Origin of the sequence: Bacteroides cellulosilyticus (assembly GCF_020091405.1) — a bacterium.
Taxonomy (GTDB): domain Bacteria; phylum Bacteroidota; class Bacteroidia; order Bacteroidales; family Bacteroidaceae; genus Bacteroides.
In genome coordinates, this window is sequence record NZ_CP081903.1 from 6,238,337 (window position 1) to 6,263,024 (window position 24,688).

Consider the following 24,688-nt stretch of genomic DNA (forward strand, 5'->3'; position numbering starts at 1 on the left):
TCTATCACATTATCACTTTATCACATTACCACGTTAAACAATCATCTCTTAAACATCCGCGCCATATCGCGTTTATCATCTTTCTCTTTCAACGCTTCGCGCTTGTCGTACTGCTTTTTACCTTTAGCAAGGGCTACCACCACTTTGGCAAGCCCTTTTTCATTAATAAACATACGAATGGGAACCATTGTAAAACCGGGATCTTTTGCTCCACGCGCCAGTTTATCAAGTTCTTTTTTAGTAAGTAAGAGTTTGCGCTCCCTGCGTGCCGAATGGTTATTATACGAACCGTAGAAGTATTCGGAAATATGCATATTCTTCACCCACAACTCGCCATTGGCAAAGTAACAGAAGGTATCCACAAGGCTTGCTTTACCCATGCGGATCGATTTAATTTCCGTACCCGTGAGCACAATGCCCGCGGTATAAGTGTCTACCAATTCGTAATCGAATGTAGCGCGCTTATTTTTTATATTAACAGGAGCTTGTTTCATGATTTCAAACGTTAATTAAGCACCATCGTCAGCTTGTTGAATATCAACTGGATGAGCATAGGACAGGCAATCAGTAGGATGGAAGAAATGATTGTAAACCGTAACCGGTCTTTTTCTTCTACTTTCATCAACGTGGAAGCCCCCTCCCACACCACATACACAATATAGAACTGCAACAGCAATCCGATGATATTAAAGTCCGGCAATATGCCGATAATAATCTGGAGCAAGAAAAGAACAACCAGCGCATAGCCCGCAAACTGTTGCGTCAACGGCATGTCACTGTCCATCATAAACATTTTAACGCGCATCCCATTTATGAGATACGCAGCCAGAAAATATCCTCCAAAGAGGGATACTGCCACCGCGCAACATTGCGTCATGGCATATTGAAAACTCTCGGGACCGCCCCATCCCTTCGCCAGCAAAGAACCGATGAAGACGGACAATCCACATAAACCAATCATAGGATAGACAAAAGCAGTAAATACTTTTCGCCTATCCTCTTCCAAACGAATTTCCTCCCAGGCCTTGGCCGGAGAGGAAATCAGTAACATTGCTATATGGAATAATGCTTTATAATCCAAATTATTTAACTGTATATTCCCACACTTGTTCAGTAGCTCCTTCCAAAGAATTCTTCGAAGTATTGACCTGACCTACCAACTTAATCTTAGTCGGCTTCTGTCCCGCTTTAGATTGAAATGCATACAGTGCAGAAGTTAATGGATATGCCTTAATCGTGGAAGTATATGCTTCGCGTTTAACCTCCTCCTCACTTGTTTCTGTAATTACATGATTAAGAGTCAAAACAAGTTCTTCATCTCCCTGCTTAATACTTTCTAAATCATAAGTAAGTACAAAAGCATGTTTTGCTAACTCTTCTTTTTGCTTTTCATCGCCAGTTTCCTGTTTTACCCAATATACAGGGGTTACATACAAATATTCATTATCAAAGATAACAGCCGGATCTATATTCCGGCTCCCTGTCGAGGAAGATACAATGCCAGAAAAAGCGTATAGAGCCGAGTTTGCTTTGGTAGATTCAGAAATACCGGTTGGTCCTTCAGAATTCTTTGCATTTAAGGCAATCGGTTCAATGCCATTCCAAACTGTTACATTTATAGAAGGTGCATCAACTGATTGTTCTTCCGTATTAAATTGGAAATATAGCATATAAAGTTCTCCCATATTAAAAGATGCTGTAGAGGAACCTGATAAAACTAATTTTTGTCCATTAATAGTCTGAAAAGTGGGAGGATAGAAATTCACACACTTAACAGGAAAAGCATCACTATATATAGGATCACTTTCGCTATTTAAGCATGAAGATAAAGAAACACCCATTATTAAGGTAAGGGCAACCATCCAGATTTTTAATTTAGCCATTTTCATTGTTCTATAAATATTAGAGTTTGCAAATTTAGATAAAAGAATCGAGTTGCATAGCACTCTCCTCGTTTTTTCATTGTTTTTAAGAGTAAATGAAATATGAATCTAAATACTGCACCCCTTGCCTCCTATTTAACATCAATTCACAAACAACGTAATATCAGAGAAAAGAAAAGTGTAACAACCAAACAGTGTACTTGTGGCGAACATCTTCCCAACAGCAGATAAATAGCAATAAAGTTAAAGTAAAACATTACTTTACTTTAACCTTTTTATCACTATGCCTTATTCTAATCTTTGTTTTCCAATTGCGGGCTATTCAGCCCACAATTAAAAAACGGATAGCCCACAGATGGAAACCAACGGGTCCACAATTGGGGGATAGAGTTTTAGTTTAGACCTAACCACATTTTAAATTAAGGGTATGTACTTTTAGAAGTAAAGGAAAAGAGATCTTTCTTTAGTCATTTACGGATAAATCCTAAGGAAGAAAGAGGGAAAATACGATTTTGAGAGGAAGAAAGCCCTACATTAGAGATAATAAGACCCAAAAACGCTGCTTTTTCACACAAAATACCTCTATTCAGCATTTATCGAATTATCAACTGTCAGACAAGAAGATAAGTCTTTTTTTTTGTAAATATTCTACAAAAAGTGGTGTAGATAAACTGTTTATCTACACCACTTTTTCAGCTTACCTACACATACCTCCCCCTCCTATCAGCAAAGGGTTTCAGGCACATGGATGTAGGTGTGCAGACAAGATTGCCCAAAAACTCTCTTGTCAGACGATTTTAGCAAACAGCTCCAGATGTTCATCTACATAACTGGCTACCATAGCTGTGATTCCTTCCTCTTTTTCCAAAAATTCTTCTTCCAGTTCATCGAAAGCTTCATATTGCTCGTACATAGCCATGAATTCATCATCAGTGCGTTCCCGTTCCAGATCTTCACGATGGGCATCATAAATCTTTTTAGCTCTATATACCAGTTTACCGAAATCTTCTGCTCCCCACAGACGCATCACTTTAGCAAATGGATTGGCAAAAATATAACCACCATACCCATTCTGTATCAACTGGCAGAAGCCACCATCCATTACTTCATCACGAAAGATCTGGTATGCAAGTAAAGTGTGCTGCTCACCTGTCAGTAATGGCATGGATTCAGCGGTTAGTTCACCACCTATCACTTCTTTATATCTGTCGGTAAATACCTGAATAAAAGTATCCATCCCCTCGCCTGCTGCTTTGCGCAAGGCGGCATCAGTAATTTCTATCATAATCTTCTTATATGTTAAAGCGACTTTTTAAGTAATCTTCCTTTCTCTATCCAATACTCTGGTCAGTTATCTCACTTGCGGGGTGACTTGCGGGGTACTTTTTTATGCAATAGAAGTTCCATTTTTATAAATACCAATATATAATCCCACACAAGATAATTTTAAAAAGCTATAACCTCTCTTTCCAAATCATCGGCAAGATGCCGCTTATATTCCGCACGATTAGTTCCTGATGTCATATCACTTTCATCTTAATCATTACTATCTTTGCGATCTTGGCGCCCACAAAGATAATGCTTACTTACCAGATTTACCCCAATTCTGTTGAATAAAAAATAATTGCCTTCTACAATTCCCAGGAAACAGCACTCCATCTGGCTCAACTGGCAGGTGTACACTTCGACAAGAAACTTGCCAGTTTTAGTATAAGTCACCCTATTTCGTTCCCATTAGGAGAAACTGCCGTTTCCATTAAGGGGAACGCTCGTTCCCACGAAGGGAAACTGTCGTTCCCATGAAGAGGGAACTGCTATTTCACCATAGGGGACAGACTTCATGTGTATAGAACTGGTAACAGTGAACTCATTCCGGAGCAATGAAATCCCATAGTATACAGACAAAAATAGAGTATTCGTACCAATATCAGCCACAAATGCAAAAAACAGCATTACAGTCTGACAACAAGTCTATTAGCTGGCTATTTTGTAAACAAACAGAACGAAAAGAGTGACGGTAAAACAGTTGCCAACACTTACCGTCACTGTTATCAGCACAGATAACATACTATATATCTGCCTCTTACTCCAAAAGTGACGGTGTGCTGGTAAATATATAAAAAACTCCCGTGAGAAAAGAAGCCATTTTATGGCAGGACATCCGCGCAATAAATAGGACGTACGGCTTTTGACTCAAAACCGAAAAGTAATGAACTAAACGATAATTTAAATCGCTACAATTTCCGCAGAATTCCTTTATCTCCCACAACGAAGTAAGTATTCTTATCAATCAGCAATGCACGACCACGTTTCTTCTTCTGATTTTCTTTATTGTCTACATTGACACCGATAACCTTGCCATCATAAAAAGTAGAAATATCCTTGAAGATGGTATGTCCTACGATAATGTGTTTGGCTTTATAGCGTTCCATCACCATTTGCAGGCTGTCCTGTGCCATTGGATGATACTTGGCATCTGTACGTACAAGGCCACGATACCAGATAGGACCATCATTACCATACAGAAATGCTGTCAATGGAGAAAGAGCCCTGCGTTCTTTCTTATTCATGAAAAGGGCTTTACCCATTTCTTCGTTCACGGTAGGAATGCTTAAATTACGGTCATAAAAATTCTTGCCTAATCCGGCATGAACATAAAGGTCGCTGCCAATGGTCTGCATCGTATTGCGAGTTCCTAACCATTTACCCAATTCCGTATCGGGTCCAAAAAGTTTAGGGTAATCCATATTCAATTTCTGTGCCAGCACTTTATATTTATCTTTCGTATAGCGCAAGTCATTGGCCAATACCAACGGCTCATGATTCCCTAACAGGAAAGAAACAGTTCCACCTGCTTTTGCAGCCTCATCTTCCAACTTATAAAACAGCCAGAATATTTGCGGTACATCTTTTCCACGATCGAAAATATCACCGATAACCATCAGGTGATTATTACCATAGTTCCAATTATAGTTTTTATCGATAACCCCATTGCCCTGCAACAAGCTAATAACACAATCCAACCTACCGTGCGGGTCGGACATAACAAACACTTTCTCCGGTTGCCGATATTGCCAATCGGGACGTTTCACAGGATGCAATTTCACATCAAACGGAAACCGCCCTTTATGATCTACCACATGCAGAGTAAAATCTTCGGGTAGTGCAGCATAAGTCGTGTCGGTAATTTTCCCTTTCTTATCGACACTGATGACACGCGTTTTACCATCAGGCTGATAAAGCACATACGGTCCGTCAGCCGATAACTCTTCCTTTTTCTCTTTGTCTTTCTTCTTATCGTCTGAACCAAAAGTTCCGGCGTTTAGGCCGGAACTAATGAACATTAGAGTAAATGCGATAAGAAAGTACTTCATGAAACTTGTCTTACTCGTCATATATCATTTATTAAAATTATCTTCCACCATATTCAGGATTCTGTTCCATATTAGGATTGGCATCCATTTCCTTCTTGGGAATAGGAAGTACAATCATATAGAAATTCCAGTCATAGGTCATATACTTCGTATCATGCTTGGTCTTACTCAGATTACTATCCTTTACATCCTTACGCTCCACCGTTAACCCATTTCTGATAACATCATACATGCGGTGTCCTTCGGCAACCAGTTCTTTACGGCGTTCGTTCAGCACTCTCTCCAAAGTAATAGTCTGTCCCACCACTGTATTATCCGGGTTAGCACGCTTCACAATCGGATCGAGATACTTAACAGCAGCATCATTATCATTCACCTTCACAGCAGCTTCGGCTGCATTCAGATAAGCCTCGGAAAGACGAATCAGCGGGATATTGGCATCTTCAATATTCTCTTCACTCTGCGGCTGGTACTTATTTACATAAGCATAATATTTTTTATCGAAGCTCAGCAACTTAAGACGTATATCCTTCGGGTCTTCCTTCAGGAACTGATAGAAAGAGCAGGTGATGCACATATCATCGTAACCGTCATAAGAATTGAGATAACCCATACTTTCTTTACCCGGACTGTCAGTAGTGAGATTTACGATTTCGAACAATACTTCACCCGGTTTGGAGGCCGAAGCATCTTCTCCCCAAGCTGTGGGGTAATCTTCATTGGTCCACAAAGCGTATTTATTCTTTTCTGCACCTGTAATGGCATCACCCGCCATTTTCAATGCATTGGCATTCTCACCCTTGTAAAGATAAACACGACTGAGAAGCACCATTGCACCCCATTTGTTTATTTTACCCTTATTGAATTTCTCGCCCAATAAAGAAATACTTTGGGTAAGATCATCGATTATCTTCGTATAGCATTGAGCTACAGTGTTGCGTGTCGGCTTGCTATCAATCGTGGACAGACCTTCTATAATAGGCACACCCAGCGATGCCCCGTTATCTTTCAGATACGGATAACCGAAGATACGGGTCAGATCGAACAATGCCAGACCACGAATGGCCAGTGCCTCTCCTTTCAAATCATCACGGTATGCTTTGTCTTCTTCATCAATAGCCAGTTTATCAATATTCATCAAAATCAGATTACAATTCTGGATAATAGAATAAAGATAAGACCAATGGCTGGAAGGGTTATCATCCTTGGTAAAATTAAAACGGTAATAGTTGGCCACACGCTTAGTAGAACTAACAGCCTGCATGTCATCACCGGTCACATCTCCGTAATATACCAGACGTCCGGAGTAAGCATCCGAACTCTGCATCGTGCTGTAGATGCCGTTCAGAGTAAACTCAACATCCGACAATATCTTAATACTGGTTTCAGTATCTACCGAAGTGGAAGGTTCCAAATCCAACCAGCTGTTCCCGCAAGAAGTAGCGACGAACAACATGGAACTGATAAATAAATATTTTAATGGTTTCATAATATATCGTTTTTATCGGGTTAGAAATTTACATTAATACCAAAAGTTACAGTCTTCAAAGGAGGAGTTCCCCAGATGGCAGTACCGCCACTCACCGCTTCCGGATCGTAATAGTCGTATGCCGCCCATGTCCAGAGGTTATTGGCCGATGCATACAAACGTACGTTCTCGATACCGATTTTCTGTGTCCAGTCCTTCGGAACGGTGAAACCGAATGTCAGCGTCTTCAAGCGGATAAAGTCCGTGCTGTGCAGACGGCGGGTAGTCGTTACTTTATTCATTGCTACAGAGGGTTTCTCGTAGAACAACTCATATTTTGTGACATCTCCCGGTTTCTTCCAACTGTCTTTATAGTAGGACGGAATGTTAGCTTCCAGGTCATTACCACCATGCTCGGTTTTTTGTGCCCAGTTGTCATAAGAGTAACCACCAAACTGGTAAGAGAACATAAAGTTCAGATCAAACCATTTATAGCGCAACGTATTTGATAAACCGCCTATAGCATTCGGTTCTGCATGTTTATCAAGAACAATGGCATGAGCTTTATTGATTTCTTCGGTGATGTCTTTAATGTAGTTTCCATTTTCGTCCACATCATTCGTATAGAATTGGGGAGCACCGGTTTCCGGATTGATACCTGCAAATTCAATCATATAGAAAGTACGGTACGACTTTCCTACTTTACGAATCTGAGAACCACTCTTTATTTCCGTCTGCATGCCATCCAGGGTTACAATTTTATTCTTGTTATGTGAAATATTGAATGTTGTATTCCATGAGAAATCTTTAGTCTGGATGTTGGTTGAGCTGATTTCCAACTCCACACCTTTATTCTTTACTTCACCGATATTCATCAGGTAACTGCCAAAGCCGGTGGTCATGGAGATAGGACGGTCCATCAACAGGTTCTTGGTGGTACGGGTGTAATACTCCAAAGTAACGTTGATACGATTCCACAAGGCAAAATCCAAACCCAGATTCAGATTATAGTTTGTCTCCCACTGCAAGTCGTCATTCCGCAGCTGCGACTGAATGATACCCGGTTGCTCCAGATAACCGTTAGTCAGGCTGCTCAATCCCATGTATCCAAAATAATCAGACGGAAGAGTACCGTTCACACCATACGACGCGCGTATTTTTAAATCGGTCAGCCAATTCTTGGTCGGAGACATGAATTCTTCCTCAATAATACGCCAAGCACCGGATAATGACCAGAAATTACCCCAACGGTTATCTCTTTGGAAACGGGAACTACCATCCGTACGGAAACTGCCGCCTAAATAGTATTTGTTCTTATAATCATAGTTCAAACGCATCAAGTAAGAAACCATACGTGTCCGGGTATCATTACCACCGACCGATTCCGTCTTCATACCGTTACTGATTTGATTTCTATCGTGAGTTGCAAAGTTAGTGGCATATCCTGACAGATAATCGCGGTATTGATCGTCTATTTCGTAACCTACCAGTGCATCAATATGATGATCCTTAGCAATTGTAGTTTTATAACTCAACTGATTGGCCCATACCATTTTATTGTATTCATAATACTTCTTGCTCATGCCACCGTTGATATCATCACCGTTGGAAGTACGCGGATCACTCCAGTCTTTACCTTTCGTAATTACATAGTCATAACTGAAAGTAGACTTAAACTTCAGGTCCTTGATAAATTCATATTCACCATAGATGGTGTTGAACGTACGGGTCACATATTCGCGTTGATAATCGTAAGTTGCCGACAACAACGGGTTACGGTCACCAATACGGATCAAGTCACGATTCCAACTACCGTCTTCATTATATATAGGATCAGAAGGTACCACAGCATTACGTGAGGTGTAGAAAGGGGAAGAATAAGAAGTACCTTCACTATATACGTCCTGGTTAACCGTAGCAAACAAGACATTGGCTCCCAATTTCAGTTTGCTGGTAGCTTGAAAATCCACATTCAAGCGTCCGCTGATACGTTCCAGACCTGAGTTGATGGCAATACCGTCTTGCTTCAGATAAGAAAGTGAAGAGTAATACTTGAACCGATCCGTTCCTCCTGAAAGAGAAGCTTCATAAGACTGGTGATTTCCTTTCTTGAACAGAACATCATCCCAATCCGTATATCCACACCAGGGAACCGGAGCATAGTCATCAATTTTCCCATCGGCATAAGCCATTGCATCAACTTCACTCTTACCTTTCTTTATCTGTCCGGCTACCAAACCGTCATAGATATACTGACGACGCTCTTCTCCACCCATAATCGGACGATAATCCATGGCAAAATCAGAACTACCCCAATCGGCCTTCAATGAAATGGATGGCTTTCCCGCCTTACCTTTCTTCGTCGTAATCAGCACGACACCATTTGCGGCACGCGAACCGTAAAGTGAAGCGGCAGCAGCATCTTTTATCACCGTAACGCTTTCAATATCGGAACTATTAATGGTAGACATAATATCAAGACCGGCATCCGAACTCATCGTATTGATGGTGCCCGAACGCATCGGTACTCCGTCTATTACATAAAGAGGTGAGTTACTGGCATTGAAAGACCCCATACCACGGATTCTCAATGAAGAAGACGCACCCGGCTGACCAGAGGAAGAAGTGAACTGCACGCCCGGCGCATTGCCTTGAAGCAGGTCTTTAAAAGAAATAGCCGGAACGTCTTTCAACGTTTCTCCCTTTACACTGGCAGCAGAACCGGCATAAGCCGACTTCTTGAAAGTACCGTAACCAGTGACCACCACTTCTTCCATCAGGTTATTATCCGGCACCATCTCCACTTTAATCGTCCTTGCAGAAGTAACCTTGATTTCCTGACGGATATAGCCGATATACGAGACAACCAAAGTAACCGGAAGGTGATCTACATCAAGAGAAAAATGACCATCCAGGTCGGTGGTGCAACCGTTAGTAGTGCCTTTCACTATCACATTGGCTCCAATTACAGCCTCACCCGTTTCATCTACAACGGTTCCATTTACTTTAGTCTTTTGCTGGGGAGCAGCTACAGCTTCAACTTTAGAAACCGATTTGATAGCAATGACTCCATCATGAACCGTATAAGTCAGTCCACTGCCTTTCAGGCATTTTTCCAGTACATCAGCTATTTTTTCATGGTTTACAATCAAGTTTGCTACTTTCACCTTTTTCACATCTTCAGTGCTATACACAAACGTGAAATCTGTTTGTCGCTGAACTTCCCACAATACTTCGCCAAGAGTGGCATTCTTAAAGGTTGCAGTGACAGTGGTTTGTGCAAATACGGTATTGGCAGCCTGCATAAAACCGGTAACTGTGAAACAAAAAAACAGCAACGTTATCCATAAACGTCTACTACTTCTTTCAGCTTGATTCTTGTGTCCTTTCTTGCTCATAGTAATCATTTTTTGGTTAATTATAGAATGTTATTGTATTACCTTCGATTTTCACATGCACTTCTTCCGTCTTTTCCAGCAACTTGACGAAAGGAGTTATCTCTTCATAACGGTTCAGGTTACAACCGAAACGTATATTCTTAAGTCCTTCATTTTCATAAATCACATTCATGTCATACCAACGGGAAAGTATCTTCATGATATCTTCCAGACGCTGGTCCTTAAAATTGATCTTTCCCTTTACCCATGAAGTATAGAACGAAGTATCCACCGTTCGCACCTGTATGGAATTGCCACCCGAAACAATGGTGGCCTGTTGAGACGGTTTCAGAACAAGGCTTTCACCTTTTTCGGCACTGACCCTTACCGAACCGTTGACCAAAGTTGTCTGATATTCTTCATTGAGATAAGCGGAGATATTGAAGGTTGTGCCCAATACTTCAACTTGCATACCATTGACGTTTACAATAAAAGGCTGCCCGGTTTTGCTCACTTCAAAATATGCTTCGCCTTGCAGTTCTACTTCTCTTTTACCCGCAGTAAAAGCAACCGGAAAACGGAGGCTACTCATTGAATTCAAATGAACCTTTGTTCCGTCACTCAGCACCAACGCATACTCGCCGCCACGCGGAATTTCCACCTTATTATATACAGGTTTTACCTGAACGGATGCGGTTTGTGCCAACTGATAATTCAAAGTGGTTGAATCTACCTGAATATGTGTTCCTTCTATCTGCTGTAAAGCATCTGCCGTTCCTTTATTCAGACTGATAGTTTCCCCATTATCCAAAGTCAATATCGCTTTGGCAGCTCCCGGTAATATGGGCTGGGCAATCAGTACGGACTTATCAGAAGAATGGCCATGATCAGTATACTTCAGTGTAATACCTACAAAAAAGACGGGTACTAAAACAGCGGCGGCATAACGGAGTATTCTCATCATCCGTTCCCGGCTATTGCTTTTCCTGATACGCTTTTGTACTTCCAACCAACCGGTTGCAGTATCAAATGACACACCTTTTTCCACATGTTTCTTAAGATTCTCTTTACTGCATATTTTCCGGAAGAGGGCTTCGTGAGCAGAATCTTCCTTTCGCCAATTCTCCAATTGAGCACTCTCTTCAGGAGTGATTTCACCGGATAGGTGCCTGGCAATAATATTAGCTATATAAAAATCCTGTTTTATCATAAATTGAACTTTTTTCGTTGTCTTTTATAATAAAACAGGTGTAATTGAAATCATGGTGAATCAAAAAGCACTTTTTTTTTAATAAACCGGAATTTAGCTTATTTTTGCCACTTAAATTCAATACATAAATTTTATGCCGATATTCTTCATCATTCTTATTACTGTATACCTTGGCGGAAACACCTACATATTTTACAGAGGTGCGCAAGCGTTATCCGGTCTTCCCGGTGGAATTAAAATTTCATTGGCCGTCTTGTTCTGGCTCGCAGCTTTATCCATCATAGGGACTATGCTAACCCGCAATATAAAAATGCCGGTTTTCTTATCCCATGCCATGTATGAAGTAGGGACCGGCTGGCTGATATTCACTCTATACATGGTTTTGTTCCTGCTCGCGTTTGATCTGCTGAAGCTCTGCCGTGTCCCCTTCAACTACGGCTTCATCCTCTCTTTGATATTTACCGTCGTCTTATTAGGATATGGATACTATAATTACCGTCATCCTAAGACAAATATAATCAACATCGCCCTTGACAAACCTTTAGCGGACGACGCGAAACCGGTTAAGATAGTTGCCGTCAGCGATCTGCATCTGGGTAATGGAACCGGGAAAACAGCCTTGAAACGGTATGTGAAAATGATTAATGAACAAAATCCCGATTTGATATTAATTGCAGGAGATTTAATTGATAACAGCGTAGTACCCCTTTACACTGAAAACATGATGGAGGAACTGTCAGAATTAAAAGCTCCGCTGGGTATTTATATGGTTCCCGGCAATCACGAATATATCAGTGGCATTAAGGCAAGCGCTCGATTCATACAAGACACCCCCATACAGTTGCTACGCGATTCAGTAGTCACGCTCCCCAACGGCATGCAACTGATAGGACGTGACGACCGGTCGAACACGGCCCGCCGCTCCTTGCAAGAGTTGATGGCAGGGATAGATAAGAGTAACCCCATCATCTTATTGGATCATCAGCCGTATAAACTGACCGAAAGCGAGGCAGCCGGTGTAGATTTACAATTCAGCGGACATACACACCGTGGACAAGTATGGCCCATGAATTGGGTGACAGACCATATCTACGAACAAAGCCACGGTTATCGGCAGTGGGGAAACAGCCACATATACGTCTCCAGCGGATTATCTCTTTGGGGACCGCCTTTCAGAATAGGAACGGAAAGTGACATGGCCGTATTCCATTTATCGACGAAAAAATAAAAGCTTCTCATAACCCGAACCGTATCTGCTCCGTATTATCTCCGTATCATCTCCGTATCATCTCCGTATCTGCTCCGTATCTGCTCCGTATCTATACGAACGGACTTAGTACGGACTTGGTACGGAGATGACACGGAGATGGTATGGAGATAATACGGAGATACTACGGACCGACTACGGAAAGAACCCTGAAACTGCGTTTATTTCTAACCTACCGTTTACAAATAGAAGAGAATAAGAAAATAGTAATAGTCCTTCAGATATGTACGAAGCTTTTTATAGGCAATCTTCTTAAGGGTATGTACCGTTTCAACGGATACATTTAGACACTCAGCTATTTCTCCATTCTTTTTTCCTTCCATGGCCAATCGCATGATAGCCCGCATCTGATCGGGAAGCTTATCAATTGCATCCGTCAGCATCCGATAAATTTCTTCTTCGACTACTGCATCATGGAAAAAAGAATCTTTCTTTTTCTCAATTACTTTCTGAGCATATTCAAATACCACTTTAGAATGTTCCAGTTCATTGAGAGCCTTATTACGTACGGCAGTATAAAGGAAGGCTTTGACCTGGTGCAAATAGAAAAAATCTTCTCTGATCTGCCACAACTTAGCAAAAGAATCCTGCACGATATCCGCAGAGACTTCCTCATTCTCGGTATATTGATTTGCAAACAAACAAAGCGCCACATAATATTTATCAAAAACATTATGGAACTCCCGTTCATCAAGCCTAATACTAATAAATGTATAAGAAGTTTCTGTAACCACCAGCTTTTTATTTTCTCTATTCTAATGCGAAAATAGGAAAAATTTATTAAAAAATGACACAGTAAGACCTAAACTTCCACATAGAAAAAGAATTTATCGACATTCATTACTCAGAAAACGCATACTTTTGTCCCATCAGAATATAAATCATAAAACCATGAAAAGAAACTACGCACTTCTATTTATCATCCTTTTATGTGCAGTCTTTGCACAAGCCCAAACTATTCCCGCCTTTCCCGGCGCCGAGGGATTTGCCCGTTACACCACTACCGGAGGACGCGGCGGAGACGTTTATCACGTCACAAACCTAAATGACAATGGAAGCGGCTCACTACGCGAAGGTCTCAAAAAAGGCAACCGCACGATTGTGTTCGATGTATCCGGCACTATCAGCCTGCTCGGCACACTTGAAATTAAGAATGCTAATATCACTATTGCCGGACAAACAGCACCCGGTGATGGCATCTGTCTGAAGAATTACTCAGTGGCTGTGAAGGCCGATAATGTTATCATCCGTTTTATCCGCTGCCGCATGGGCGACGAGAAAAAGACGGAAGATGATGCTTTGTGGGGACGTAACCACCAGAACATCATCATCGACCATTGCACGATGAGCTGGAGTACCGACGAATGTTCTTCCTTCTATGACAACAAGAACTTTACCATGCAATGGTGCATTCTCAGCGAAAGTCTGACCAACTCCGTACACGGTAAAGGCGGCCACGGCTATGGTGGTATCTGGGGTGGTGAAGGTGCCAGTTTCCATCATAATTTATTGGCACATCATAGCAGCCGGACTCCCCGTCTTTGTGGTAGCCGCTACACCGGTACTCCCGATGCGGAACTGGTTGACCTGAGAAATAATGTATTCTATAATTGGGGGCCTACCAATAGTGGTTACGCCGGAGAGGGTGGCAGCTATAACTTTATTAATAACTACTATAAGCCCGGTCCTTCCACTTCTACCAAAGACCAGCTTGTGAACCGTATTTTCCAACCGAATGCAGACGACGGTACACAAAAGAATGCCAAAGGTGTCTGGGGAATATTCTATGTAGATGGCAATTATTTCGATAATACCTGTCCTCAGATACAAAACCACAAAAAGAAAGATAAGTTGCTTGACCTGATAGCCGATGTCAACGCCGATAACTGGGAAGGCATTCATCCCAATACCAAAAATGCAGACTTACCGGACGGGAGTAAAGAAAGTATCAAAAGTAACGCCGAGTTCACTGTATCACCCGTAAGCACCCATACGGCCCCCCAAGCATATGAAAAAGTACTGGCTTACGCAGGTGCCAGCCTGAAACGGGATGCCATAGACCAGCGTATTGTTTCTGAAACCAAACAGGGGAATTATACCTACGAAGGAAGCAACGGCAGCAGCAACGGATTAATTGACTCGCAAGCCGATACCGAAGGCTATCTCCTATATAGCAGCGAAGAAAAGCCAGCTGATTCTAATAATGACGGCATTCCTGATAGCTGGGCTGCTCAATATCTTCCCGTCGGAAAAAGCTATCGGGATATAGAACCGGCAACCGGATACTCTTATCTGGAGCTTTACATCAATAGCCTCGTAGATCATTTGATGAAGGCTTGCTATGAAAATAGTAATAACTCCCCAAGTAGCAATGATTTCAATTTATATGGTACTACTACTAGCATCTCTTTTCCCTCCGCCAATGCAACGGATGCAGTGAAATGTATCCGGCAAGAAAAACGAATTATCCTTAAAGGCCTTTCCGCCGGAGCACGTATCGACATTTATGATTTATCGGGACGAATTATAGCCTCACATCAAAGTCATGACGAACAGGCCGAATATGCTCTTACCGAACCTGCCGTCATCAAGGTTCATTCCGGAGGGAAAAAGTACAGTTTCAAAAATCCCCGTTAATTTTATTGTAATGTGGAGATTGCAATACACAGAAACGCTGTCTCTTATTATTTATTTTTATAAAAAAAGTCAGATAGCTCGATTTGCATAAATAAAGAAAAGGAGTAACTTTGCGAACGATTTTAGAAAGTGGATTACGTTTTTTAATTTATATAACTTAAAAAAAGAGCTAATTATGACTTATTCACACGAAGTGGAACACATGTGTGTTGTAAAGAAGGGTCCTAACCACGGACCGGCTCCCATACCCGAAGAAGGCAAATGGGTAAAATCAAAAGAAATAGTTGATATTTCAGGTTTAACACATGGTGTAGGTTGGTGTGCTCCTCAACAAGGTGCTTGTAAACTGACTTTGAACGTAAAAGAAGGTATCATTCAGGAAGCATTGGTTGAAACAATCGGTTGCTCTGGTATGACTCACTCAGCTGCTATGGCTGCCGAAATCCTTCCGGGCAAGACAGTACTCGAAGCATTGAATACTGACCTTGTTTGCGACGCTATCAATACAGCGATGCGTGAACTTTTCCTGCAAATCGTTTACGGACGTACTCAGTCTGCTTTCTCAGAAGGTGGTTTGATCATCGGTGCAGGTTTGGAAGACTTGGGTAAAGGTCTGCGTAGCCAGGTAGGTACACTGTACGGTACTTTGGCAAAAGGTCCTCGTTACCTGGAAATGGCCGAAGGTTACATCAAGAATATCTTCTTGGATAAGAATGACGAGATCTGCGGATACGAATTCGTTCACATGGGTAAATTCATGGATGAAATCAAGAAGGGTACAGATGCTAACGAAGCATTGAAGAAAGTTACCGGTACTTACGGTCGCGTAACACCTGAGCAGGGAGCAGTTAAACATATTGATCCACGTCACGAATAATATAAGGAGGAAAGAAATTATGATTAGAGAAGTAAAATTTGAAAGTCAAGACCGTCGTATCAAAGGTATCATTGCTGCCTTGAACGCTAACGGCATCAAAGACATCGAGGAAGCTAACGCCATCTGCGACGCTGCCGGACTTGATCCTTATAAAACGTGTGAAGAAACTCAGCCGATCTGTTTCGAAAATGCAAAGTGGGCTTACGTAGTAGGTGCAGCTATCGCTATCAAGAAAGGTTGTAAGAATGCTGCTGACGCTGCCGAAGCTATCGGTATCGGTCTGCAAGCTTTCTGTATCCCGGGTTCTGTAGCCGATGACCGTAAGGTTGGTATCGGTCATGGTAACCTGGCAGCTATGTTGCTGCGCGAAGAGACTAAGTGTTTTGCTTTCTTGGCAGGTCACGAGTCATTTGCTGCCGCAGAAGGCGCTATCAAAATTGCTGCTAAAGCAGACAAGGTACGTAAAGAACCTCTGCGTTGTATCCTGAACGGTTTGGGTAAGGATGCTGCACAGATCATCTCTCGTATCAACGGCTTTACTTATGTACAAACTCAATTCGACTACTATACTTCTGAACTGAAAGTTGTTCGCGAAATCGCTTACTCTGAAGGTGACCGTGCCAAAGTAAAATGCTACGGTTGCGACGACGTTCGTGAAGGTGTAGCTGTTATGTGGAAAGAAGGCGTAGACGTTTCTATCACTGGTAACTCTACTAACCCGACTCGTTTCCAACACCCGGTTGCAGGTACTTACAAGAAAGAGCGTATGCTTGCTGGTAAACCTTATTTCTCAGTTGCTTCCGGTGGTGGTACAGGTCGTACTCTTCACCCGGATAACATGGCAGCCGGTCCGGCTTCTTATGGCATGACAGATACTATGGGCCGTATGCACTCAGACGCTCAGTTCGCTGGTTCTTCATCAGTTCCTGCTCACGTAGAAATGATGGGATTCCTGGGTATCGGTAACAACCCGATGGTAGGTTGTACAGTGGCTTGTGCGGTAGACGTGGCTCAGGCTTTGAGCAAGTAATTCAAGTTACTTCATATAGATAAGATAAACTCCTGTAATTTTTGTGGTTGCAGGAGTTTTTTCTTTATGGAAACTTGACTTGGATAACTGACTGAATCACCTTGCGTCACTTATCATTTAGAGTTAATGAACGGTGAATCAGTAAGGGGGTAACAGGCTAAATTCTACCTTATTCAAGTCAGCACACCCCATGTAAAGAGTAGCCAATTACCTCTCAAATCACGCCATAAGCAGGTTACTTTCACAGCCGATTTGCAGCCGAATTTGCCATTCTTAAAAAGCGGCTGTAAGAATTAGCATAATCAACTATAATACAATGCGATACACTCCATGTAACATTTAATTTAAAATGGAGAAACATTGTACAATGGTATACTTCTCATTAAGAGTTTGTACAAGGCATCTAATGCGTTAAATTGGGAGATAGTGAATACGCTTGGTTCATGAGCTGAGTGGATTATTGATTAAGAGAGGAAAGGGCATCATATACTTAGTGTCCTTTCTTTATATCTAATAATTAACTAATTAAATTTGCAAGTACGCGAATAAGTACATATTTTTGTAGCAAACAAAAGGAGGAATTATGAGAACAGCCAATTACACCGATTTAAGAGCGAATCTTAAAGGTTACATTGATTCAGTGATTGATGACTATGATACTGTAATCGTCAATCGCGGTAATGGTAAAGGAGTAGTGATGATTTCCCTTGATGAATACAATTCACTGAAAGAGACTGAATATATCATGTCCTCACCTGCAACAATGGAAGCTATACGTCAAGGCGAAGAAGATATAAAGAATGGCAAGGGAATAGAGGTAGACTTAGATGAATTATGAAAGTAATATTTTCACCTCTTGCTATGGAGCAATGGGAGTACTGGAAGAAAAACAATCCTAATATTGCCAAACGCATCAAGAAGATTCTTCTCGACATTAGAGAGCATCCTTATACAGGAATCGCAAAGCCAGAACCTCTTAAATATGATTTAGCGGGTAAATGGTCAAGACGCATCAATGAGGAACATAGGATTATTTACTCTGTAAATGATGACAGAATAGAGATTGATATACTATCAATGAGATACCATTACTCCAAGAAGTAACCATACTATCCCATACTATTAACTGCAAGGACATCTATTAAATTAGGTGTCCTTTTTTTATTTTACACACCATTAAAAGATTATACATTAATACTAAAGATATTGAGATTTGATATTTGAGACTAAATAAATTAGAGCTTACTTATTAATACTCTGAATTGTTTGTCTCGAATCACTAATTATCTTAGTAGAAATACTTCTCTACTTTTAATACATAAGTTTAGTTGCAAATACAAACATCTTTCGTAACTTTGCACCAGTTTCAGCCTTAAGCGTTAAGGTTGACTTGTATTTAACGAAAGGTGTTATTGATATTATCTTCTATTGACAAATTCTCGCAAAATTTGAAAGTAGTATGAAGATGATAGCAATAGCACCCATATCTGTTTGATTATGTTTTCCTCTATGGGACTTCATAGTTGTAAATGGGTGTGGGGTTGCTATTGCTTTATCCATACTACAGGTAATGCGAGAAGCCAGTCAATAGGATAAAGTTAATAGTTCCCTGCACCTTCTTTATTTAGTAACTGCCTACCATAGGGAACAGGTAAGCACAAATAGATTATGGAATATGAGTAAATTTAGATTATTGGTAACTGTATTATTAGTTGCATTGTGTACAGGATTCTATTCTTGTGGTGAGGATGATGACAACAATAATACAAGTAATGAAGGTGGGAATAGTTCTATCACAGGAACTACAGCGAAAGTCGATTTGAAGAAAGCTGGTTCACTATCAACTTTAATTTCTGACGATGTTAAGTTTAATATTACAGACCTAACTATTACTGGAGATATTAATGGTGATGATATTATATTAATTCGTGAAATGGCAGGTGCAGACATGAATGGAGATGAAACGAAAGGACGCCTATCTGTATTAAACCTCAAAGACGCTAATATAGTTGCAGGTGGAAATCCATACTACGTTAAATCAACAACAGAAGCGTGCTACTCTAAGAAAAATATTGTAGGTTCGTATATGTTTGCTAATTGCAAATTGTCAAATGTAACACTTCCTAGTAATGCGACAGAAATTGGAAGCTACATATTTAATAAAAAAGATATAGAAGGTAATCCAACAGACAATACTATTTTGACATCTATTATAATTGGAGATAAAGTTACTATTATTGGCTATAGCGCATTTAGTGGGTGTACAAGCCTAACAGAAGTTATTATTCCCGCCAGTGTGGTTCAAATAAGTGATGGAGCTTTTAGTGGATATACAACGAAGGAATTTATAGTATCAGAAGATAATCACTATTATTCGTCTTTAGATGGAGTACTCTTTAATAAAGATAAATCCCAATTACTTATATACCCTATAGCTAAACCTAATTCAAGCTATGTCATACCAAATAGTGTTACATCTATTAAAAAATATACTTTTAGTAGTTGCAAATTAACCTCTATCACTATTGGCGATAAGATAACCGACATAACTGATATAGGATTCAATGAGTACATAGCAGAATACAAAGTGTCAGAAGGTAATAACAATTATTCTTCTTTAGAAGGAGTACTATTCAATAAGGATAGAACTAAACTTGTAGCGTATCCCAAAGCTAAAACAAATTCAAGTTATACAATACCTAGTAGCGTTAATGAAATTGGAAACGAGGTATTTAGTGGCTGCTCCAATTTAACCACACTAAATTTAAACAATGTTACTAGAATTGGAAGATATATAACTAGCTATATTAGAAGTTTTACTGTACCAGATAGTAATACTGCATACTCTGCGATAGATGGCGTTCTATTCAATAAAGACCAAACATCATTAATAGTATATCCAATGGCGTTAATGAAAGATTACGAACCCAATGGAAAAGGTAGTAGTTATACTATACCTGATGGAGTAGAAACTATAGCCTCCTATGCTTTTTTCCCTTTGGGAGAGTTTATTCATATTGATGATATTACTCATTTCCAATATTACCTATTAGAAAACCTTACAATTCCGGCCAGTGTAAATCACATTAATAATGGCGAAGCTCTTTTGGGAGTATTAAACATTCACTGTAAAGGTGAAATTCCACCTAACATATATATTAGTAACTTTTCGCAAAATCCATTTACTAACAGAAATGTATATGTTCCTATGAGTGCGGTAAACGCATATAAGCAAGCTATTGGATGGAAGGATAATAACATTATAGGTGAATAAAACATATTACTAACTAAAGTTTCCCACCCTCAAAAGGAGGTGGGAATATAACAGATTTTCAGAAATTATTCGTAAACTAGAGAGTGCTAACAAGCTGGTTTACAATAATTGAAAGAATTAATATTATGTATGAAAAATGCGCCCAATGCTGCAAGATGTATTGAATGATAAAAAGAATGCACAGCAAATTATAGTAATGGCAGAAGCTTTCTATAGATACAATTTTAAGGATGCTACTACGGTTTAGAATACACCAATAGTAGCTCCTTTTGATATACCACCTAACATTAAGTGGACTTATATTTTGATTGGAATTGCAACCAATTTTTGAGAATACAAATGTGAAGTGTTATCCTTTGATGGAACTAAAAGAGACTTTACATTTAAAATCAATATAGAAATGGTATGATTGTTACTGACGAAATTAAACAGTATTTGAAAGCCGTTTAAAGACTACAGAATGATCTAGTTACTTTCTTATTAAAACTGTCACAAGTTATTTTTTGAGTATAACATAGATATTTTTCACACATTATAGTAATATTGTAGATTTTGACTAATAAACAAGAATTATTGACCAACAAAGTTAGAATTTAGTTGTATATTTAATAATTATACAATACCTTTGCAGTTGTTTATTATGATCATTTTCTACGAACGTCAACCGAACACTGATTTCTCTTGCATTTGTAAGGATCACACATAGACCGGAAAAAGAAAACGCGAATTATCTCTAAACACTAAATAATATGTGGAAAAAATTATTAGGAACTACTCTAATTGCTGCATTTGCATTAAGCAGCTGCACGGACAAAGATGTTTATCAAGGCCCTAAGGAAGATGAAAAAGAATTCAACACCTTCCCCTTCTCTACTGTACAAAAGGACGTAAACTTAAATGTGAATTACGTAAATGGTGCTGTACAATCAAATGTTTATTTTGAAGTATATGATGAAATGCCTGTCGCCGAAAGCGAATATGGTACTTATACCAAACGTCAGGATGTAAATTACCTGTTTGCTGCCTATACCAAAGAAGACGGTACTTACCAAGGTAAACTGGAATTGCCTTCATACCTGACAAAGGTATATATCTATTCTCCTGCTTTCTTTGCACAAACTCTGATGGAGGCAAATGTTGTGGATGGAAGTATCGAAGCAACAGATAACACCAGTACTGATACTCGTACAATTACTACCACCCAGTATCCATACGACAGCTATCTGGTAAGTAATAAATACGGAAATGAGGTATGGAAAACCTGGTTAGGTACATACAATCTGTATAAAAACGGGGATATTAATTATAAGTACAAGGGAAAATTGGCAGCAACTAAAGAGGATGGTTTATATACTGCGCACACTCGTATTATAAACACTCATATAACTTGCCCACAAGAATATCGCGGTTATTCGGATATGTACGTCAACAAGGATGCTGAAGTAGTAGTTACATTTCTGGGACAAAATACTTGTTGGACCTGTTCATTGGGATATTATTATTATAAAGACGGGGAACAACCAAAAGACTTAAATGACGCCCATGTTATCATGTTGTTTCCTAATACCCAAGATGGCAGCTGGTCTAATAACCCCAATCTGGCAGAGCAAAGTGCCGGTATTGATCCGCTGACTGCAGTACAGCTGATGTATTATCCTAACATTGCAACCGGAAGTAAAGAAGGAGCAACAACAGCCTTCCCCGCAGGTTACAGAATAGGTTTTGTTCTGGCAACCAATGGTTGGAGCAATCATGTTGGCGGCTTTAAGGGATACAAAAAATATCGCGCCGCCACCTCAAGTGGTTTGAGTTTAAACGACAAAGGTGTGAACTTTGAAGAACCGCGTACTGCTGTTTATAGATATGGTGACTGGATATTGACTTCTTTTGAAGATTATATGACTGACGAGAATTTCAGCGATGTGGTCATTACTTTAAAATCTAATCCGGTAGATGCCATCACCGATATTCCTGTAACTAATCCTGATGAGGATAAGACAAGTATTGATTTCCTGAAAGGTACATACGCATTCGAAGACCTTTGGCCCAGTCAGGGAGATTATGATATGAATGATGTAGTTGTAAGATATAATTATGGCAGCACTTTCGATGAAAAGAATCTGATATATTCCGAATCATTTACTTTCAAGACTTTCCAAAATATAGCCAGTAATCAGAACGGTTTAGCATTCCGTCTCAAAACGGAAGGAAATATAGAATCTACCTCCTACTCTATTCGCCAACAAGGTGAAAAGGAATTTACAGAAACCACATTTGAATACGAGCCTCAGGATAATGTATACCTTTTGACCACCAATGTGAAAGAAAATATGGGAGCAGAATACAAGGTTACCGTTAATTACAGTAAACCCATTTCTAAGCAATCTGAAGCCCAAGCTTTTATTTTCAAAAATGATGCGGACGGTTTGCGATGGGAAGTGCATGTTCCTCAGGAAATACCGACATCCAAAATAAACACGAAGTATTTTGGTCAGGGAGACGATGCATCTAAGCCCAATCAGAGTATATACTATGTACGTAAAGGTAATTACCCATTTGCATTTTTCCTGAGCCGGGCAACAGAAAGCGATTTAAGCAAATTGCTGGACGGTGCTAATGAAAAAAAAGCTATCAATCTGTTATATAGTGGATATGACGGCTGGGTAAGCAGTAATGGCGAAAAGAACAAAGACTGGTATAAGAAATAAAAAAATCTAAAGAGGAATTGCTCAGTATGTCTCAAAGAAAAAACTGAGAACGTATTAGAAAGTATAAAGAGAGTGTCAGCTAGCAAGCAGACACTCTCTTTTTATTTATACAGATCATGAATTTCCCCAAAGGACATTCTTTGTTTCAGCCTGGCTTATTCATTGAACCAATCAATTTTTTTAGAGAAATACATCACCATAGCCAATATCACAAACAATCCGAGACTACCGGCAAGCAGTGCAAAAGTCTCCAACTGTATAAGAATGAAAACATAAATATAGAGCACACTGAGCAGACCTGCCATAATAAACGCCGGTTTCTTTCTTTTAATAATCCCCAGCATATAGCCTCCTACCAGCACAATCGTAAGCACTGATGCCACCAGATATGCCATGCTGAAACCGATATGCTCGGACATGGATAACAACAAACTATAGAACAGACAAAGCGCCAAACCAACTAACAGATATTGCAAAGCATGAATACGGGTTTTCTCCATTATTTCCGTAAAGAATATCACTGTAAAGGTCAACAGAATAATCAGGATAGCATATTTAGTGGAACGCATGGACTGCTGGTACTGTTCTACCGGCATTTTCAGATTAACTCCGAAGTTAGAGTTCTGAATATCTTTGATACTGGCATTCTGATAATTTATAAACACTTGCGGATAATTTCTGTTCAAGTTCAGCACTTGCCATTGCGCAGAGAAGTCTTTCTCAGTAATCTCCCGCTTCTCCGGCAGGTAATTACCATCAAAACTTGGAGTATTCCAGTTTGCTTTCAGGGCAACTTTCGTAGTTTTACCCAAGGGAGTAAAATAAATGGATTGAGATCCTTTCAGCTTTATCTTCATTTCATAGGGTAACTTCCGGTCGTCTTTCAGAGCGGAAAGGTCGACAATGGCATGAACACCCATGCTTTCAATGCCGCGTCCATCCATTCCCGGCTCAAACATATAAACGGAATCGTTCAAAGTTATGCTAACCTGTTCGCTGAGACCACGCATATCAGTCAGGTTCAAGCATATTGCCGCTCTTTGATATTGAAGTGCATCCATGTCCACATTACTCTTGCGAAGTTCTTCCGAACTAAAAAATCCCTTGATTACCAACTCCGACTGATATACATTCACCTTATAAATTCCTCGCTGAAGAATCTCCGTACTCAACTGTCCGTCTATTGACAATTCGTCAGGAAGCAATGTAACATTTCCCATAGTCACCTTCTTCGTACCATTATCTTCCTGTGTGATAGGATACTTCAGATTGATGTAAGGTCCTGTAATTGTCTGCGCCAGACTCCACTTCTGACCGACTTCGGCAATAGCATCCGTCTGTGTCCGCCCGCGTTCCGAGATCATGTCTTCGATCATAAACATCGGAATTAGTAGCAACAGAATAAGGAAAGCAATGACCACTACCTTGATAGATTTAGAGAAACGACGCAGACAGCCACTTGCCTGTTTTCTCGTTTCATTCAGATTCTCTGCAAGATCTCCATTGAAATCTTCGTTCAAATTGTCATTCAAATTGTCCATAATAAAATAGTATTAAGTAAGATATTTAGTATTGTCCGGTTT

At 40.1% G+C, this 24,688-nt stretch carries 18 protein-coding genes; 8 read left to right on the top strand and 10 right to left on the bottom strand.

Going from position 1 to position 24,688, the window contains the following annotated elements; translation table 11 throughout:
* Positions 1–41: 41 nt before the first annotated feature.
* From smpB to K6V21_RS24055, 8 genes are all read right to left on the bottom strand, one after another.
* The gene (gene smpB / locus K6V21_RS24020) at positions 42–494 is read right to left on the bottom strand and encodes an SsrA-binding protein (protein WP_007214591.1); all 453 of its coding nucleotides are present in this window, start codon (positions 492–494) and stop codon (positions 42–44) included.
* A gap of 11 nt (positions 495–505) precedes the next feature.
* Entirely contained in the window at positions 506–1,051 is a 546-nt protein-coding gene (locus tag K6V21_RS24025) for a Yip1 family protein (protein WP_217715919.1), read from the bottom strand.
* A gap of 31 nt (positions 1,052–1,082) precedes the next feature.
* Positions 1,083–1,883: a hypothetical protein gene (locus K6V21_RS24030; protein WP_224320131.1), complete on the bottom strand. Its 801-nt coding sequence runs from the start codon at positions 1,881–1,883 to the stop codon at positions 1,083–1,085.
* Between the two features lie 787 nt (positions 1,884–2,670).
* Positions 2,671–3,168 carry a DMP19 family protein gene (locus K6V21_RS24035; protein WP_007214594.1) on the bottom strand — a complete coding sequence of 166 codons (498 nt, stop codon included), beginning with the start codon at positions 3,166–3,168 and terminating at the stop codon, positions 2,671–2,673.
* Positions 3,169–4,117: 949 nt separating this feature from the next.
* Complete coding sequence (locus K6V21_RS24040; RefSeq protein WP_224320132.1) at positions 4,118–5,278, bottom strand: metallophosphoesterase; 1,161 nt, start codon at positions 5,276–5,278, stop codon at positions 4,118–4,120.
* Positions 5,279–5,294: 16 nt separating this feature from the next.
* Positions 5,295–6,746, bottom strand: coding sequence for a RagB/SusD family nutrient uptake outer membrane protein (locus tag K6V21_RS24045; RefSeq protein WP_217714735.1), 1,452 nt, complete (start codon positions 6,744–6,746; stop codon positions 5,295–5,297).
* A gap of 20 nt (positions 6,747–6,766) precedes the next feature.
* Positions 6,767–10,123, bottom strand: coding sequence for a TonB-dependent receptor (locus K6V21_RS24050; RefSeq protein WP_224320133.1), 3,357 nt, complete (start codon positions 10,121–10,123; stop codon positions 6,767–6,769).
* Between the two features lie 16 nt (positions 10,124–10,139).
* Positions 10,140–11,312 (bottom strand): FecR family protein, encoded by a 1,173-nt coding sequence (locus tag K6V21_RS24055; protein WP_224320134.1) that lies wholly within the window; start codon positions 11,310–11,312, stop codon positions 10,140–10,142.
* 133 nt (positions 11,313–11,445) lie between these two features.
* Here K6V21_RS24055 and K6V21_RS24060 point away from each other — a divergent pair, with 133 nt between their 5' ends.
* Positions 11,446–12,540 (top strand): metallophosphoesterase, encoded by a 1,095-nt coding sequence (locus tag K6V21_RS24060; protein WP_224320135.1) that lies wholly within the window; start codon positions 11,446–11,448, stop codon positions 12,538–12,540.
* 218 nt (positions 12,541–12,758) lie between these two features.
* Here K6V21_RS24060 and K6V21_RS24065 read toward each other — a convergent pair whose 3' ends face one another.
* Complete coding sequence (locus tag K6V21_RS24065; RefSeq protein WP_217714731.1) at positions 12,759–13,313, bottom strand: RNA polymerase sigma-70 factor; 555 nt, start codon at positions 13,311–13,313, stop codon at positions 12,759–12,761.
* Between the two features lie 157 nt (positions 13,314–13,470).
* Here K6V21_RS24065 and K6V21_RS24070 point away from each other — a divergent pair, with 157 nt between their 5' ends.
* The 7 genes from K6V21_RS24070 to K6V21_RS24100 all read left to right on the top strand — a co-directional run bounded on the left by K6V21_RS24070 (position 13,471) and on the right by K6V21_RS24100 (position 23,105).
* On the top strand, positions 13,471–15,216 hold the full coding sequence (locus K6V21_RS24070; RefSeq protein WP_224320136.1) for a polysaccharide lyase family 1 protein: 1,746 nt from the start codon (positions 13,471–13,473) through the stop codon (positions 15,214–15,216).
* A gap of 175 nt (positions 15,217–15,391) precedes the next feature.
* Positions 15,392–16,093: an iron-sulfur cluster assembly scaffold protein gene (locus K6V21_RS24075; protein WP_007664170.1), complete on the top strand. Its 702-nt coding sequence runs from the start codon at positions 15,392–15,394 to the stop codon at positions 16,091–16,093.
* Between the two features lie 19 nt (positions 16,094–16,112).
* Positions 16,113–17,123 (top strand): GGGtGRT protein, encoded by a 1,011-nt coding sequence (locus K6V21_RS24080; RefSeq protein ID WP_022392200.1) that lies wholly within the window; start codon positions 16,113–16,115, stop codon positions 17,121–17,123.
* A gap of 583 nt (positions 17,124–17,706) precedes the next feature.
* Positions 17,707–17,961, top strand: coding sequence for a type II toxin-antitoxin system Phd/YefM family antitoxin (locus K6V21_RS24085; protein WP_224320137.1), 255 nt, complete (start codon positions 17,707–17,709; stop codon positions 17,959–17,961).
* The gene (locus tag K6V21_RS24090; protein WP_224320138.1) at positions 17,958–18,227 is read left to right on the top strand and encodes a Txe/YoeB family addiction module toxin; all 270 of its coding nucleotides are present in this window, start codon (positions 17,958–17,960) and stop codon (positions 18,225–18,227) included. The genes K6V21_RS24085 and K6V21_RS24090 overlap by 4 nt, the downstream gene beginning before the upstream one ends.
* Before the next feature lie 571 nt (positions 18,228–18,798).
* Positions 18,799–20,397: a leucine-rich repeat domain-containing protein gene (locus tag K6V21_RS24095; protein WP_224320139.1), complete on the top strand. Its 1,599-nt coding sequence runs from the start codon at positions 18,799–18,801 to the stop codon at positions 20,395–20,397.
* Between the two features lie 749 nt (positions 20,398–21,146).
* Positions 21,147–23,105 carry an LruC domain-containing protein gene (locus K6V21_RS24100; RefSeq protein WP_224320140.1) on the top strand — a complete coding sequence of 653 codons (1,959 nt, stop codon included), beginning with the start codon at positions 21,147–21,149 and terminating at the stop codon, positions 23,103–23,105.
* 155 nt (positions 23,106–23,260) lie between these two features.
* Here K6V21_RS24100 and creD read toward each other — a convergent pair whose 3' ends face one another.
* The gene (creD, locus tag K6V21_RS24105; protein ID WP_224320141.1) at positions 23,261–24,646 is read right to left on the bottom strand and encodes a cell envelope integrity protein CreD; all 1,386 of its coding nucleotides are present in this window, start codon (positions 24,644–24,646) and stop codon (positions 23,261–23,263) included.
* Between the last annotated feature and the right edge of the window lie 42 nt (positions 24,647–24,688).

Coding starts and splice junctions, on each gene's coding strand:
- K6V21_RS24075 (WP_007664170.1), top strand. CDS start 15,392: ATGACTTATTCACACGAAGTGGAACACATGTGTGTTGTAAAGAAGGGT.
- K6V21_RS24080 (WP_022392200.1), top strand. CDS start 16,113: ATGATTAGAGAAGTAAAATTTGAAAGTCAAGACCGTCGTATCAAAGGT.
- K6V21_RS24095 (WP_224320139.1), top strand. CDS start 18,799: ATGAGTAAATTTAGATTATTGGTAACTGTATTATTAGTTGCATTGTGT.
- K6V21_RS24030 (WP_224320131.1), bottom strand. CDS start 1,883: ATGGCTAAATTAAAAATCTGGATGGTTGCCCTTACCTTAATAATGGGT.
- K6V21_RS24040 (WP_224320132.1), bottom strand. CDS start 5,278: ATGACGAGTAAGACAAGTTTCATGAAGTACTTTCTTATCGCATTTACT.
- K6V21_RS24090 (WP_224320138.1), top strand. CDS start 17,958: ATGAAAGTAATATTTTCACCTCTTGCTATGGAGCAATGGGAGTACTGG.
- K6V21_RS24085 (WP_224320137.1), top strand. CDS start 17,707: ATGAGAACAGCCAATTACACCGATTTAAGAGCGAATCTTAAAGGTTAC.
- creD (WP_224320141.1), bottom strand. CDS start 24,646: ATGGACAATTTGAATGACAATTTGAACGAAGATTTCAATGGAGATCTT.
- K6V21_RS24060 (WP_224320135.1), top strand. CDS start 11,446: ATGCCGATATTCTTCATCATTCTTATTACTGTATACCTTGGCGGAAAC.
- K6V21_RS24055 (WP_224320134.1), bottom strand. CDS start 11,312: ATGATAAAACAGGATTTTTATATAGCTAATATTATTGCCAGGCACCTA.
- K6V21_RS24050 (WP_224320133.1), bottom strand. CDS start 10,123: ATGAGCAAGAAAGGACACAAGAATCAAGCTGAAAGAAGTAGTAGACGT.
- K6V21_RS24100 (WP_224320140.1), top strand. CDS start 21,147: ATGTGGAAAAAATTATTAGGAACTACTCTAATTGCTGCATTTGCATTA.
- K6V21_RS24070 (WP_224320136.1), top strand. CDS start 13,471: ATGAAAAGAAACTACGCACTTCTATTTATCATCCTTTTATGTGCAGTC.
- K6V21_RS24045 (WP_217714735.1), bottom strand. CDS start 6,746: ATGAAACCATTAAAATATTTATTTATCAGTTCCATGTTGTTCGTCGCT.
- smpB (WP_007214591.1), bottom strand. CDS start 494: ATGAAACAAGCTCCTGTTAATATAAAAAATAAGCGCGCTACATTCGAT.
- K6V21_RS24025 (WP_217715919.1), bottom strand. CDS start 1,051: ATGTTACTGATTTCCTCTCCGGCCAAGGCCTGGGAGGAAATTCGTTTG.
- K6V21_RS24035 (WP_007214594.1), bottom strand. CDS start 3,168: ATGATAGAAATTACTGATGCCGCCTTGCGCAAAGCAGCAGGCGAGGGG.